The organism is Herbidospora sakaeratensis (assembly GCF_001570525.1).
Lineage (GTDB): Bacteria > Actinomycetota > Actinomycetes > Streptosporangiales > Streptosporangiaceae > Herbidospora > Herbidospora sakaeratensis.
In genome coordinates, this window is sequence record NZ_BBXC01000026.1 from 36,063 (window position 1) to 50,704 (window position 14,642).

13 protein-coding genes are annotated in these 14,642 nt (G+C 72.0%); 11 read left to right on the top strand and 2 right to left on the bottom strand.

The genetic code is table 11. The annotated features are described in order from the left end of the window. Positions 1-672, bottom strand: a complete 672-nt coding sequence (locus AW271_RS35470) for a FadR/GntR family transcriptional regulator (RefSeq protein ID WP_063818218.1) — start codon at positions 670-672, stop codon at positions 1-3. A 70-nt stretch (positions 673-742) separates the two neighbouring features. On the opposite strand from AW271_RS35470, the gene AW271_RS35475 reads away from it, so the two are divergent. From AW271_RS35475 to speB, 8 genes are all read left to right on the top strand, one after another. Next, positions 743-1,447, top strand: a complete 705-nt coding sequence (locus tag AW271_RS35475; protein ID WP_062342269.1) for a (Fe-S)-binding protein — start codon at positions 743-745, stop codon at positions 1,445-1,447. Next, entirely contained in the window at positions 1,444-2,832 is a 1,389-nt protein-coding gene (locus AW271_RS35480; protein WP_062342270.1) for a lactate utilization protein B, read from the top strand. Before AW271_RS35475 ends, AW271_RS35480 begins: the two co-directional genes overlap by 4 nt. Further along, the gene (locus tag AW271_RS35485; protein ID WP_062342272.1) at positions 2,829-3,395 is read left to right on the top strand and encodes a LutC/YkgG family protein; all 567 of its coding nucleotides are present in this window, start codon (positions 2,829-2,831) and stop codon (positions 3,393-3,395) included. The genes AW271_RS35480 and AW271_RS35485 overlap by 4 nt, the downstream gene beginning before the upstream one ends. A 16-nt stretch (positions 3,396-3,411) precedes the next feature. Further along, complete coding sequence (locus AW271_RS39190) at positions 3,412-4,488, top strand: GNAT family N-acetyltransferase (protein ID WP_062342274.1); 1,077 nt, start codon at positions 3,412-3,414, stop codon at positions 4,486-4,488. 86 nt (positions 4,489-4,574) lie between these two features. Continuing rightward, positions 4,575-5,465 carry a sirohydrochlorin chelatase gene (locus AW271_RS35495; protein ID WP_083977716.1) on the top strand — a complete coding sequence of 297 codons (891 nt, stop codon included), beginning with the start codon at positions 4,575-4,577 and terminating at the stop codon, positions 5,463-5,465. Continuing rightward, positions 5,465-6,739, top strand: coding sequence for an Rv2231c family histidinol phosphate aminotransferase CobC (gene cobC, locus AW271_RS39195; RefSeq protein ID WP_062342276.1), 1,275 nt, complete (start codon positions 5,465-5,467; stop codon positions 6,737-6,739). The genes AW271_RS35495 and cobC overlap by 1 nt, the downstream gene beginning before the upstream one ends. Continuing rightward, positions 6,723-7,748, top strand: a complete 1,026-nt coding sequence (gene cobT, locus AW271_RS35505) for a nicotinate-nucleotide--dimethylbenzimidazole phosphoribosyltransferase (protein ID WP_062342278.1) — start codon at positions 6,723-6,725, stop codon at positions 7,746-7,748. Before cobC ends, cobT begins: the two co-directional genes overlap by 17 nt. Then, the gene (gene speB / locus AW271_RS35510) at positions 7,745-8,746 is read left to right on the top strand and encodes an agmatinase (protein WP_062342280.1); all 1,002 of its coding nucleotides are present in this window, start codon (positions 7,745-7,747) and stop codon (positions 8,744-8,746) included. Before cobT ends, speB begins: the two co-directional genes overlap by 4 nt. 5 nt (positions 8,747-8,751) lie before the next feature. Here speB and AW271_RS35515 read toward each other — a convergent pair whose 3' ends face one another. After that, positions 8,752-9,696, bottom strand: a complete 945-nt coding sequence (locus AW271_RS35515) for a CHRD domain-containing protein (protein ID WP_062342282.1) — start codon at positions 9,694-9,696, stop codon at positions 8,752-8,754. A 216-nt stretch (positions 9,697-9,912) separates the two neighbouring features. Here AW271_RS35515 and cobA point away from each other — a divergent pair, with 216 nt between their 5' ends. The 3 genes from cobA to AW271_RS35530 are packed head-to-tail and all read left to right on the top strand — an operon-like array spanning position 9,913 to position 14,599. Next, complete coding sequence (cobA, locus tag AW271_RS35520; protein WP_062342283.1) at positions 9,913-11,145, top strand: uroporphyrinogen-III C-methyltransferase; 1,233 nt, start codon at positions 9,913-9,915, stop codon at positions 11,143-11,145. A 47-nt stretch (positions 11,146-11,192) separates the two neighbouring features. Then, a complete protein-coding gene (locus AW271_RS35525; protein WP_157554968.1) occupies positions 11,193-12,977 on the top strand; it encodes a dynamin family protein in 1,785 nt (594 codons plus the stop codon). Then, positions 12,974-14,599, top strand: coding sequence for a GTPase family protein (locus AW271_RS35530; protein ID WP_062342285.1), 1,626 nt, complete (start codon positions 12,974-12,976; stop codon positions 14,597-14,599). The genes AW271_RS35525 and AW271_RS35530 overlap by 4 nt, the downstream gene beginning before the upstream one ends. Positions 14,600-14,642: the final 43 nt, after the last annotated feature.

Sequence of the window (14,642 nt, forward strand, 5' to 3'; positions counted from 1 at the left end):
CTAGAACACGTTCTGGGTCAGTGAAAGCCCGGGATAGGCACGCGCCAGGTGGGCCGTCACCGCCTCGACGGCCTCGGCCGCGTCGCCCGCCTCGATCGCCGCGTGGATGCGCCGGTGGTCGGCCTGCAGGTCGCCGGTGTGGCCCAGGCGTCGCACCGCCTCGACCGCGTTCGACACCAGGGCGTCGCGCAGCGCCCGCAGCACCGCCGACAGCAGCCGGTTCCCGGCCGCGTCGGTCAGCGCCACGTGGAAGGCGACGTCGTGGGTGACGAACTCCTCCGGCGACGCCGCCGTGTCCATCGCGGCCAGCGCCTCGGTCATCGCCGCCGGAGCCGAGGTCACCCGGGCCGCCGACCAGCGCTCGATCATCAGCCGGGTGTCGAGGACCTCCCGCGCCGACATCGTCGTCAGCCCCAAGTTCAGCCGCAGCAGGTCGGCCAGCGTCCCGTCGGGCCGGGAGATCAGCACCGCGCCCGCGTCGGGGCCACGCCCGACCTGCGAGGAGACCACCCCGAGGGTCTCCAGGACCCGCAGCGCCTCACGGACCGAGGACCGGCTGACGCCCAGCTGCTCGGCGAGTTGCCGCTCCCCGGGCAGCCGGTCGCCGACCGTCAGGCCGTCGGCCGCGATCCGCTGTTCGATCTGGGCCAGAACCGTTTCGAAGGTACGCACCCCTGTCCCCTCCGCCGGAAAGGTGTATGGTCTGACCATATTTGGTCTGACCATACCTGCGGGAGTCCCGGTGCGGGTCGCGCTCTTCATCACCTGTGTCAACGACACGCTCTTCCCCGGCACGGGGAAGGCGACGGTCGGGTTGCTGCGTCGGCTCGGCGTCGAGGTCGACTTCCCCCTCGCCCAGACGTGCTGCGGCCAGATGCACCTGAACACCGGCTACCGCGACGAGGCGGTCAAGCTGGCCCGCCGGTTCACCGACACGTTCGCCGGCTACGACGCCGTGGTCGCGCCGAGCGGCTCGTGCGCCGCGATGGTCCGCGAGCAGTATCCCCATCTGGACATCGAGGACGTGCCCAACGTGTACGACCTGTCGGAGTTCCTGGTGGACGTCCTGAAGACCACCGACGTGGGCGCCTACTTCCCCCACAAGGTCACCTACCACCCGACCTGCCACTCCCTGCGCGGGCTCAAGGTCGGCGACAAGCCGTTCACGCTGCTGGAGAACGTCCGGGGCCTGGAACTGGTCCCGCTCCCCGGGGCCGAGGAGTGCTGCGGCTTCGGCGGCACCTTCGCCGTCAAGAACCGCGACGTCAGCGCGGCCATGTGCGCCGACAAGATCGGCAACGTGATGAAGACCGGCGCCGAGGTGCTCTGCGCCGCCGACAACTCGTGCCTGCTGCACATCGGCGGCACCCTCAAACGCCAGAAGTCGGGGGTACGCGTGCTCCACCTCGCCGAGATCCTCGCGTCGACCGAAGAGGGCGGCGAATGAGCGGCGTCTTCGTCGGCATGCCGGCGTTCCCGAAGAACGCCGCCAAGGCCGTGCAGAACAGTCAGCTGCGCTTCAACCTGCGCAAGGCGACCCACACGATCCGCGGCAAACGCGCCGCCGTGGTGGGCGAGCTCGACGACTGGGCCGAGCTCCGCCAGGCCGGTAAGACGATCAAGGACCACACGCTGCGCAACCTCGACCGCTACCTCATCCAGCTGGAGGAGAAGGTCACCGAGGCCGGGGGCGTCGTCCACTGGGCCCGCGACGCGGCCGAGGCCAACCGGATCGTGGCCCGGCTGGTCAAGGACACCGGCGAGACCGAGGTCGTCAAGGTCAAGTCGATGGCCACCATGGAGATCGGCCTCAACGAGGCGCTCGCCGAAGAGGGCATCGAGGCGTTCGAGACCGACCTGGCCGAGCTGATCGTGCAGCTCGGCGACGACTTCCCGTCGCACATCCTGGTCCCGGCGATCCACCGCAACCGGGCCGAGATCCGCGAGCTCTTCCTGAAGAAGATGGCCGGCGCGCCCAAGGACCTGACCGACGAGCCGCGCGCCCTCGCCGAGGCGGCCCGGCTCTACCTGCGCAAGCGCTTCCTGGAGGCGAAGGTCGCCATCTCGGGGGCCAACTTCATGATCGCCGAGACCGGCACGCTGGTGGTGCTGGAGTCGGAGGGCAACGGGCGCATGTGCCTCACGCTGCCGAAGACGCTGATCAGCGTGGTCGGCATCGAGAAGCTGCTGCCCGCCTGGCAGGACCTGGAGGTGTTCCTCCAACTGCTGCCGCGCAGCTCCACGGGGGAGCGGATGAACCCGTACACCTCGATGTGGACCGGCGCGACCGAAGGCCAGGAGTTCCACCTCGTGCTGCTCGACAACGGGCGCACCTCCGTGCTGGCCGACAAGGTGGGACGCCAGGCGCTGCGGTGCATCCGCTGCTCGGCCTGCCTGAACGTCTGCCCGGTCTACGAACGCGCCGGCGGCCACGCCTACGGCTCGGTCTACCCGGGGCCGATCGGGGCGATCCTGACGCCGCAGCTGCGCGGCATGGACACCGAGCTCGACCGGTCGCTGCCCTACGCGTCGTCGCTCTGCGGCGCCTGCTACGAGGTCTGCCCGGTCGCCATCGACATCCCGTCGGTGCTCGTCGACCTGCGCGCGAAGGCGCGGCACCCCCGTACCGAGAAGGCGGGCATGGCCGCCGCCGGGTGGGTCTTCAACCGGTCGAAGCGGCTGGCCAAGGCGCAGCGCTTCGGCGGCCGCATGCGCAGGCTGGTGCCCAAGCGGCTGCCCGGCCCGCTGTCGGCCTGGACCGACACCCGCGACCTGCCGGAGATCCCCGCCGAGTCGTTCCGCGACTGGTGGGTCAGAGAGGGGAAACGATGAGCGCGGCGGCACGTGAGGTCATCCTGCGGCGCATCCGCTCGGCCGTCGAGGGCGCGCCCGAGGCCGAGATCGTGCGCGACTACCGGGGCGCCACCGGCGAGCGGGGCGACGTGGAGCTGTTCGCCGAACGGGTCCGCGACTACAAGGCGATCGTGCACGTCGTGCCGCGCGCCGAGGCCGCGGCGACGCTGGCCGGGATCGCCGGAGACAGGGTGCTGACCGTTCCGGCCGGCTTCCCCTCCGACCTGTACGCCCCCTCCGAAGGCGAACCCGACGGAGTGGTCTCCACCTGCGCCGTCGCCGTCGCCGAGACCGGCACGATCGTCCTGGACGGCGGGCCCGGCCAGGGCACCCGCGCGCAGAGCCTCATCCCCGACTACCACCTGTGCGTGGTCAGGGAGGACCAGATCGTGCCGAACGTGCCCGACGCGATCGCCCGCCTCGACCCGGCCCGCCCGCTCACCTGGATCAGCGGCCCCTCGGCCACGAGCGACATCGAGCTGAACCGGGTCGAGGGCGTGCACGGGCCGCGCACGCTCGAGGTCGTCATCGTCATCGGGTAGTCGTACGGTATGGGGCGTGTTCGACGAGCGCCTGTCCATCGCCACCGACCGGCTCGTCCTGCGGAACTTCCGCCCATCCGACCACGATCAGGTCAGGGCGATCGTGCAGGACGGCGCCCACCCGACCGCGCTGCCGCCGGGAGCCCCCGGTTACGCGGGCGGGATCGTCTCGTGGCTCGTCAACGGCGTCCACGAGCTGCGCCGGTCGGGCCAGGGCATCCACCTGGCGATCGAGCGCCACGGCCGCATCGTCGGGGCGATCAGCCTGTTCAAGACCCACTGGGGCGCGGGCACCACCGAGGTCGGCTACGGCGTGCACCCCGCCCACCGGGGCAACGGCTACGCCCCAGAGGCCCTCGGCGGGCTGGCCGCCTGGGCGCTCGGCCCGGCCCGGCTGCGGCGGGTCGAGCTGCGCGCCATCGCGGGCAACGCCGCCTCGATACGAGTGGCAGAGAAGGCCGGGTTCACCCGCGAGGGCCTGCTGCGCGGCGCCGGGTTCGAAGACGACGGGCCCCACGACGTGGTCGTGTTCGGGCTCCTCAAGGGCGACCGGCCGGGCGGGTTCCCGTCGCGGCTGGCGGCCGAGCGGCTGGAGTTGCGGCCGTTCGCCAAGCGCGACGCGTTCGACGTGCTGGCCGCCGTGCGCGACGACCCCGAGATCGCCCGCTGGATGCCCTGGGCGGTCGGCTACACGTTGGAGAAGGCGCTCGACTGGAGCACCCACCAGGCCCACACCGACCGGCGGCAGAGCGTCACCTACGCGCTCGAACCGGTCGAGGGCGGGCGGCTGGCCGGGGCGGTGTCGGTGGTGCGGGCCGACCGCGAACGCGGCGACGCCGAGGTCGGCTACTGGATCTCCCCGTGGGCGCGGCGGCAGGGGTACGCCGTCGAGGCCACCCGTACCCTCACCGCTTTTCTGTTCGCCCAGGGGTTCGCGCGGGTGCAGCTGCTGATCGCCGAGGGCAACGCGGCGAGCCGGAAAGTGGCCGAGAAGGCCGGTTTCGCCGAAGAGGGCGTGCTGCGCGGCGCCATCCCGATTCCGGGCGGCAGGGCCGACACGGTGGTTTACGGTCTCTTGATCGGTGAGCTCTGAGCTGGGCAAACCTAGGAAGAATGCCCCATTGCACGACAAGCTCGGCTATCTTTGCGGAGCAGGTCAAGCCAGGGGAGATCGTTGACATGAGACCGCCGCTGCTGCTCATCGGGCACGGCACGCATGACGATACCGGCGTAGCCGAATTCGGCCGGTTCGTTCACCGGCTCCGCTGCCGCCTCGACGGCGACGTGGCGGACGTCTCCGGTGGCTTCGTCACGGGAGCCCGCCCGCCGCTGACCGAGTCGGTCGCCTCGCTCGTCGCGCGCGGCCACCACCACCTCGTCGCCCAGCCGCTCAGCCTCACCGGCGACCGTGCCGCGCTGGGCGACATCCCCGGCACGCTCGCGCTGGCCCAGGAGCTCCACCCGACGCTCGGATACGACCTGGGCCGCCCGCTCGGCCCCGACCCGCGCATCCTGGAACTGCTGGCCGAACGCCTCGCCGACGCCGCGGCCGACATGCCCACCTTCGTGCGCGGCGCCGTCGTCGAGGAGCCCGAGCCGATCGCGCCCGCCGAGACCGCCGTCGTCCTGGTCGGCCACGGCTCGCCCAGCACGTCGGCCAACGCCGAGGTCCACCGCGTGTCGCGGCTGTTCTGGGAGACCCACGCGGCCGACTACCTGACGGTCGAGACGGCCTACGTGTCCCACGCGCGGCCGGGGGTGCCCGGCGGCCTGGAGCGCTGCCGCCGCCTGGGTGCCAAGCGGGTCATCGTGCTGCCCTACGTGCTGTTCGCCGGCGGCGTGCTGGAGCGCATCTGGGCTCAGGCCCTCGCCTACGGCGCCAACCACGAGGGCCTCGACATCCGCTGCGCCGAGGTCATCGGCGACTGCGAGGGCCTGGCCGACGTGGTGATCGACCGCTACGAGGAGGCCCTGGCCGGCGCCGCCGCGACGACGGCCCGCCAGCGCTACGCCCAGGCCCTGGCCACCGAACGGCTCCAGGAGATCTTCCCGGTCCCGGCCCGCGTCTGATGCCCGTCGATCTCCGCCACCACGGGGACAGCGAGGTCGGGCCGGGCCTGGTCGACCTGGCGGTGAACGTCCGCCAGGGCATGCCGCCGACGTGGTTACGGGAGATCCTCATCTCCTCAATGTCGGATATTTCGGCATATCCGAACGCGGCTCGGGCCACCCGGATCGTCGCCGAACACCACGGGCGAGACCCGGAAGAGGTCCTGCTCACGGTCGGCGCGGCCGAGGCGTTCACGTTGCTGGCCCGAGTCCTGGCCGGGTCGGGGCGGGAATGGTCCGAGGCCACTTTTCCGGCATTGCCCAGACCGACTGGTGTCGAGTCGGGATTGCTCCGGCCGACTGGTGTCGAGTCGGGATTGGCCAGGCCGACTGGTGTCGAGTCGGGATTGCCCAGGCCGACTGGAGCCGAGCCGGCATTGCCCAGGCCGACCGGGGCCGAGCCGGAAGTTTCCAGGCTGACTGGGGTCGAGCCGGCGTTGTCCGGGCGATCACTGGCCGGGCTCCCCGTGTCCCGGCCGGTCGTGGTGCATCCGCAGTTCACCGAGCCGGAGGCGGCTCTGCGGGCCGTCGGGCTGGTGCCTGATCGGGTGTTGTTGCCGGATCCCTTCGTCCTGGACGCCTCGCTCGTCCCCGATGACGCCGATCTGGTCATGATCGGCAATCCGACCAACCCCACGTCCGTGTTGCACCCCGCCGCCACGATCGCCTCGCTCGCCCAGGAAGGGAGATATCTGGTCGTCGACGAGGCGTTCGCCGACTGTGTGCCCGGAGAACCGGAATCGCTGGCCTCGGTGAGGCTGCCCGGCCTGGTGGTGATCCGCAGTCTCACCAAGACGTGGGGGCTGGCCGGGCTCCGGATCGGCTACGTCATCGGCCCGCCGGAGCTCATCGCCGCCATGCGGGAGGCGCAGCCGCTGTGGGCCGTCTCCACGCCCGCGCTGGCCGCCGCCGAGGCGTGCGTCTCGCCGCGCGCCCAGGCCGAGGCGTACCACTGGGCCGAGGAGATGGCCGGTCGGCGCAAGGTCCTCGCCGACGGCCTGACCGGTCTCGGAGCCTATGTCGTGCCGGGGGCGCAGGGTTCCTTCGTCTGTGTACGCCTCCCGCACGCCCTCCGCCTCAGAACGCTCCTGCGCGAGCGGGGCTTCGCCGTCCGGAGGGCCGACACCTTCCCGGGGCTGGGCCCCGAATGGTTGCGGGTGGCCGTGCGCGACGATGAGACGACGGCCGCCTTCCTGGCGGCCCTGAAGGAGGCCCGCGATGATCTCCCCGCTTGACCACGCCGCCATGGCCGAGGCCAGAGCCCACCACGACCGCCTGACCAAGCCGCGCGGCGCGCTCGGTGTGCTGGAGGACGTGGCCGTGCAACTGGCGGGCATCGCGGCGGTCTCGCCGCCGCCGCTCCCCGAGCCGGCGGCCCTGGCGATCTTCGCGGGCGATCACGGCGTACACGACCAGGGGGTTTCGCCCTGGCCCCAAGAGGTGACCCAGCAGATGGTCGCCAACTTCCTGGCCGGCGGCGCGGTGGCGAACGCCTTCGCGGGCCAGGTCGGCGCGTCGGTGACCGTGGTCGACGTGGGCGTGAACGGCGACCTGCCGGAGGCGCCCGGCCTGGTGGCGCGCAAGGTCAGGAGGGGCACCGCCGACCTGTCGCTGGGCCCGGCCATGACCGAGGCCGAGGCGCTGGCGGCCCGGCGGGTCGGCGCGGAGGTGGCCGAGCGACTGGTCGCGCAGGGAGCCCGGTGCCTGGTCACCGGTGACATGGGCATCGCCAACACGACGGCCTCGGCGGCGTTGATCTGCGCGTACACGGGGAAGCTGCCGGGCGAGGTCACGGGACGCGGGACCGGGATCGACGACGCCATGCTGGCCCACAAGATCTCGGTGGTCACGCGGGCGCTGGAGGTCAACCGAGGGCTCGACCCGCTGGCCGCGCTCGGCGGGCTGGAGCATGCCGCCATCGCCGGATATCTGTTGAAAGCCGCTGAGTTGCGGGTCCCGGTCGTGCTCGACGGCGTGATCGCCGGATCGGCCGCGCTGGCCGCCGCCGCGATCGAACCCGACGCGGTCGGCTACTGGATCGCCGGTCACCGCTCGGCCGAGCCCGGCCACACCGCCGCGCTGGCCCATCTCGGCCTGCGCCCGCTCGTCGACCTGGAACTGCGCCTGGGCGAGGGCACGGGCGGCCTGCTGGCCCACCCGCTCGTCGTCGCCGCCGCCCGGGTGCTGCACGAGGTCGCCACCTTCGACGCCGCCGGAGTCACCGACAAGGAGGCCCTCGCATGACCCGCTACGGCCCGATGTACGGCCCCGACATCACGTTCCTCGGCGTCGACCGCTGCGACCTGACCGACCCCGCCTCGTTCGAAGGCGCCGACGTCGTCATCCTCGGCGCGCCCTTCGACGGCGGCACCAGCCACCGCCCCGGCGCCCGGTTCGGCCCGATGGCCATGCGCCAGGCCTGCTACCTGGCCCACGACGGCTCCCGACCGAGTCTCGCCCTGCGGGTCGACGGGCTCAAGGACATCCGGGTCCTGGACGCGGGCGACGTCGAGTGCTTCTCCGGCGACCTGGAGACCTCGATCCGCGACATCGAGGCGGCCGTGCACACGATCGCCGCCTCCGGGGCGATCCCGGTCGTCCTGGGGGGCGACCACTCGATCGCCCTGCCCGACGCCCGGGGCGTGGCCCGCCACCACGGCTTCGGCCGGGTCTCGATGATCCACTTCGACGCCCACGCGGACACCGGCGAGATCGAGTTCGGCCACCTCTACGGTCACGGCCAGCCCATGCGCCGCCTGATCGAGTCGGGCGCGATCCGGGGCGACCGGTTCCTCCAGATCGGCCTGCGCGGCTACTGGCCCGGCCCCGAGGTCCTGTCGTGGATGGCGGCGCAGCACATGCGCTCCTACGAGATGACCGAGATCGTGCACCGGGGTCTCACCGAGTGCCTGACCGAGGCGTTCGCCATCGCCCTGGACGACTGCGACGGTATCTTCCTGTCGGTCGACATCGACGTCTGCGATCCGGGCCACGCCCCCGGCACCGGCACCCCCGAACCGGGGGGCCTGTCGGCCAGGGAGCTGCTCGACTCCGTCCGGCGCATCTGTTACGAACTGCCGGTCGTCGGCCTGGAGGTCGTGGAGGTCGCGCCGCCGTACGACCACGCCGACATCACCGCCCTGCTGGGCAACCGGGTCGTGCTGGAGGCCCTGTCGGCGATCGCCCGGAGGCGGTCGGGCGATCCCTGGGACCCCCGCCGGCCCCTGCTCGACGGGCGCTGAGGGTTCTACCAGCCGCCACCGTGCAGCTGGCCGCGGACCGCGCCGCCGGGGAACTCGCTGGTGTGCAGGTTGGTGTACCAGTTCTTCGGGTTCTTGTTGATGCCCTTGACGACCGAGGACGAGGCCGTCCCGGTGCCGGCGATGCCGTTCACGCCCGCCGGGAGGCCGGAGGGGGCCGCGAAGAAGTCGACGACGACCGGGCCGTTCTTGCCCTTGGGCGCCTTGTGGATGTGGGCCAGGGTCGGCGACGCGATCTTCTCCCACACCGTCGCGAAGTGGACCTTGGTGCCCTTCGCCCACACCAGCCAGACGGCCTTGCCGTTCTTGTCGCCGACCTTGGTCCCGGGCGCCGGGACCTCCTGGCGGCCGTCGGCGATCGCGGTGAGCGTCGAGCGGGAGCCGGTGGCCAGCACGGTGTCGAGGTGGACGGGCTTGATGCGGCGCAGCTGGGCACGCACGGCGCCGCCGGGGAACTCGCCGGTGTGCAGGTTGGCGTACCAGCCGCCGGGGTTGTTCCTGATCCGGTTGAGGAGGGCGGCGTCGTTCACGGTCACGCTGCCCTTGACCGCGCTCAGCGTGCCCGGCAGGGCCGACCCCATGAAGAAGCCGATCTTCACGTCGCCGTTCTTGCCCTTGACGCCCTGGTGGATGTGGAAGGCGGTGGGGGCGGCGGTGTCCTGCCAGCGGACGGCGTACTCGACCCGGTTGCCGTGGATGCGGAACACCGCGACCGCGATGCCGTCCTTGTCGCCGACCTTCGTGCCGGGGGCCTTGACCTCGTTCTTGCCCAGCAGCGTGGCCGCGAAGTAGGCGTCGGGAGCGTGCTGTACGGACTGGGCGGCGCCCTGCGAGGAAGAGGAGGAGCCGTGGCCGGGGTGGGCGCTCGCGGGGGCGGCGGCGAGGGCGGTGACGGCGAGGGCGAGACCGGGGACGATCAGCTTGCGCAGCATTTCGGGTAACTCCTGTTTGTCGCTTCTGGGTGCTTGCGGATGACAGTAGGAGTTGCGATAAGCCCCGTTCTGTGGTCAATTACCCACTCGGCGACTGTGTGACCGACGTCACTCCTTTGGGTGGGACAAGACCGATACCGGCGATCTCTTGAGTCGCGTCACAGGTCAGCCGGTAGGTTTACTGCCTAACGAAACCTGTGCCACAACGAGGGAGAAATGGCCCCCTATCTGCTCGGCCTGCGGCTCGACGGGCGGCGGGTGCTGGTCGTCGGCGGCGGCCGGGTCGCCCAGCGGCGCATCCCCGCCCTGCTCGACGCCGGCGCCGCGGTCACGCTCGTCTCGCCCAGCGCGACGCCCGCGCTCGACGACCTGATCGCCGACGGCCGCGTCACCTGGGAACGCCGCCGCTACCAGGAGGGCGACGTCGACGACGCCTGGCTGGTGCACGCCTGCACCAGCGACCGCGCCGCCAACGCCGCCATCGCCGAAGAGGCCGAGGCCAAACGCATCTGGTGCGTGCGCGCCGACGACAAGGACGCCTCCGCGGCCTGGACGCCGGCCAGCGGCCGGGTCGACGAGATCGGCGTCGCCGTCACCGCCGGGGGAGACCCGCGCCGGGCGGCCGGCATCCGCGACGCGGTCGTCGACGCCCTCCGCGACGGCGCGATCGACGCCCGCCGCCACCGCGACAAGCCCGTCGGCGTCGCCCTCGTCGGCGGCGGCCCCGGCGACCCGGGCCTGATCACCGTCCGGGGACGCCAGCTTCTCGCCCAGGCCGACGTCGTGATCGCCGACCGCCTGATCCCCCGTTCCCTCCTGGACGAACTCTCGGCCGACGTCGAGCTCATCGACGCCGCCAAGGTCCCCTACGGGCGGTTCCTGGCCCAGGAGAAGATCAACGAGCTGCTGGTCGCGCGGGCCCTCGAAGGGAAGTTCGTGGTCCGCCTCAAGGGCGGCGACCCCTTCGTGTTCGGCCGGGGCGGCGAGGAGATGATCGCCTGCGCCGAGGCCGGGGTGCCCGTGACGGTCGTCCCGGGCATCACCAGCGCCGTCGCGGTGCCCGCCGCGGCGGGCGTGCCGGTCACCCACCGGGGCGTCAGCCAGGACTTCCACGTCGTCTCGGTGCACGTCGCCCCCGGGCATCCGGCCTCGACCGTCGACTGGAAGCTATTGGCGGGATCAGAGGGAACCCTGATACTGCTGATGGCCGTGGAACGCATCGCGGAGATCGCCGACACATTGCTGCGTGAGGGACGTTCGCCGGAAACTCCCGTAATGGTGGTACAGGACGGTACTCTTCCCACCCAGCGGGCGGTGCGCGCCACCTTGCGCGACGTGGCTGAGCGCGTCACCTCCGCGGGCGTACGGCCACCGGCGATCGTCGTCGTCGGCGACGTCGTCAAGGTCGGTCAGGAGATCGAGATGGTGCGAGCGGAGCGAGCCCGATGAAGGCTGCCAACCAGACACCGCGGTCCGAACCCGCAGACGAGGCCGCCATGCCCGAGGAAGAACCCGAGTCGCCCGGCGAGCAGACCCTCAGCTTCCGGGCCATCAAGGACGACTCACCTCCCGACGAGGAGCCCGCCCCGGCGGAGGAGGAGGACTCCTACGAGGAGGAGTTCGCCCTCCCCGAACAGGTGTCGGGCGCCCTCACCGACGCCCTCAGCCAGCTCCGCGAGGCCGTCACCGGCCTCCACCTGGGCCTCGACGTCCCCGGCGCCGACGAGGCCCGCAAGTCGCAGGCCGCCGTGCTGGCCCAGCTCGACGACTACGTCATCCCCCGCGTCCACATGAGCACCGCCCCCGCCCTGATCGTCGTCGCCGGATCGACGGGGGCCGGGAAGTCCACCCTGGTCAACACCCTCGCCGCGCAGACCGTCAGCGCCACCGGCGTCCGCCGCCCGACCACCGGCACCCCCGTGCTGGTCTGCAACCCGGCCGACGAGCGCTGGTTCACCAAGGGCACCCTGCTGAGCGGCCTCAACCGGATCGCCGAACCCGGGGAGGGTCCCGGCTCCGACTCGATCGTGGTGGCTTCCACCAAGTGGCTGCCTCACGGCGTGGCCCTGCTCGACACCCCCGACATCGACTCGGTCGTCGAGGAACACCACGACATTGCCCACCGCATGCTCGACGCCGCCGACCTGTGGGTCTTCGTCACCAGCGCGGCCCGCTACGCCGACGCCCCCTCATGGGGCCTGCTCAAGCTGGCCAAGGAACGCGGCGCCCGCCTGGTGATCATCCTGTCCCGCGTCCCGGCGCGCTCCCGCGAGGTCGTGGCCAAACACTTCACCCGCATGCTCGACGAGTACGGCCTCGGTGAGGTGGAGCGATTCATCATCAACGAGACCACCGTCACCAACGGCCGCCTGCCCGACGACGAGGTGGCCGACCTGCGCATGTGGTTGTCGGAGTTGTCGGTCGACGAGCAGCGCCGGGCGCTGGCCGTGCAGGCGACGCTGAACGGCGTGCTCAACAGCTTCCGCGCCCGTGTGCCCGCGCTGGCCCGCCACCTGGAGACCCAGGTCGCCCTCCGGGCCGACCTGCGCTCGGACATCGACGCGGCGTTCTCCGGAGCCCTCGCGGAGATCGAGGAGTCGACCCGCGACGGCTCGTTGCTGCGCGGTGAGGTGCTGGCCCGCTGGCAGGATTTCGCCGGGTCGGGCGACCTGATGCGCACCCTCCAGATCCGCCGGGCCAAGAACCACGGCCCCGAACGCCTCGGCGCGCTCCGCAACGCCCTGCGCAGCGGCCTCGAATCGGTCATCAGCACGGCCGTCCACCGCGCCTCCGAAGAGGTCGTCACCCGCTGGCGTCAGCGCGCCGGCGCGGGCGACCGCCTGGCCGCCCTGCCCGGCCTGGGCCGCCCGGCCGACGACGTCGACCGCCGCACCGCCCGCATGGTCGCCTCGTGGCAGGACCACGTGACCGAGCTGGTCCGCACCGAGGGCGTCACGAAGCGCTCGGTCGCCCGCCTGGTCTCCTTCGACGTCGAGTCGCTCGCCCTGATCTTCACCGTCGGCCTGCTCGGCTATGGCACCGGCGACGCCCCCGGCGGCAACGGAGCCCTCCCGCAGCGGCTCCTGCGCGGCCTGCTCGGCGCCGAGTCGCTGCGCAGCATCAGCGCCAAGGCCCGCTCCGACCTGCGCGCCCGCGTCGGTTTACTGTTCGACGACGAGACGCTGCGCTACGTCGACGCCCTCGACGGAGCCGGGATCCCCGACGAAGCCGCGGCCACCCGGCTCTACCAGGCCACCTACAATCTCGAGGTCGCCCGATGACGATCACCGCCGAGCCCAGGCACGGCCTGGGCACGCGGCTGGCCGCCCTGACCCGGGTGGTCGATCTCGGCCAGGGCCGCGAAGACGCCGACCTGCTGACCGAGGCGACCCAGCTGATCATCAGGGCCGGCAACCGCCTGAAGCTGTCGTCCGACCACACCGTGGTCGCGCTGGCCGGCGGCACGGGCAGCGGCAAGTCCTCCCTGTTCAACGCCATCTCGGGCCTCGACCTGTCACCCACGGGCGTCCGCCGCCCCACCACGGCCCGCACCCACGCGTGCGTCTGGGGCCTCGAAGGCGCCGCCCCCCTGCTCGACTGGCTCCAGATCCAGTGGCGCCACCGCTTCTCCAGGAACAGCGCCCTCGACAAGGCCGACGACCAGCTCAACGGCCTGATCCTGCTCGACCTCCCCGACCACGACTCCATCCGCGCCCTGACCGACACCGAGGCCGACCGCCTCATCACCGGGGCCGACCTGATCGTCTGGGTCCTCGACCCCCAGAAGTACGCCGACGCCTCCACCCACCGCCGCTACGTGACCGAACTCGCCGGCCACGACGCCGTGACGGTATTCGCCCTCAACCAGGCCGACCGCCTGACCCCGGAGGAGGTCGAGGAGTGCCTGACCGACCTCCGCGACCTCCTGGGCCGCGAGGGCGTCGACAACCCCCGCGTGGTCGCCACCTCGGCCGTGACCGGCGGCGGCATCGACGACCTGCGCGCCGAACTGGCCGAGTCGGTCAGCGCCCGCCGGGCGGGCTACCTGCGCCTGGAAGCCGACCTCGACCGCCTGATGCTCCGCCTGGCCAAGGACATGCCGGCCCTGCTCAAGGTCGACCCCACGATCGACCCCGCCCGCCGGGCCGGCCTGACCGACGCCCTGTGCGACGCCGTCGGAGCCCCCGCCGTGGGCGAGGCCCTGGAGAACGTCTACGGCACCCGCTCGATCGACTGGGTCGGCTGGCCCTGGGGCCGCTGGGCGACCCGTTTCCGCGGCGACCCCCTGAAGCACCTGAAACTCGGCGACGTGAAGGACGAGATCCGGACCCTGGTCTCCGACTCCGTCCGCGCCCAGCCGGCCGAGGTCGACAACGCCGTCCAGGCCCTGTCCGACGGCCTGACCCAGGGCATGCCCGAACCGTGGCAGGACGCCGTCCGCGACGCCGCCCGCTCCCGCTCGGGCCAGCTCCCGAAGGTACTGACCGACGAACTGGCCGAGATCGCCCCACCCCTCGACCGGGTGCCAGGATGGTGGCGGCTGGCGAAGGTATGGCAGTTCCTCCTCGTGTTGCTGTTCGTCGCGGGCCTGGGAGTGACCGGCGCGATCGTGGCCTACGGGCTTGCGAAAGTCGGCGAGCCTCCCGCCGAATTGCTGGGCGACGTGGCGGCCTTGCCGTGGGTGCTGCTGATGATGGTCAGCGTGCTCGGCGTGGGGCTGCTGTCGGCGATCGCCAGCCGCAACTTCGTGGTGATGGCGGCCGGCAAGGAACGCGACCAGCTGGAGAGGGACATGCGCCGCCGAGTGGCGGGCGTGGCCCAGGACCTGGTGATCGAACCGGTCGAACGCGAACTGACCAGGTACAACGACTACTTCGCAGCCCTGGACACCTCACGCCGTTGACGTGGCTGCGTGGCGGTGCCCGGCTCCGGGCTCCTGTTTCGGG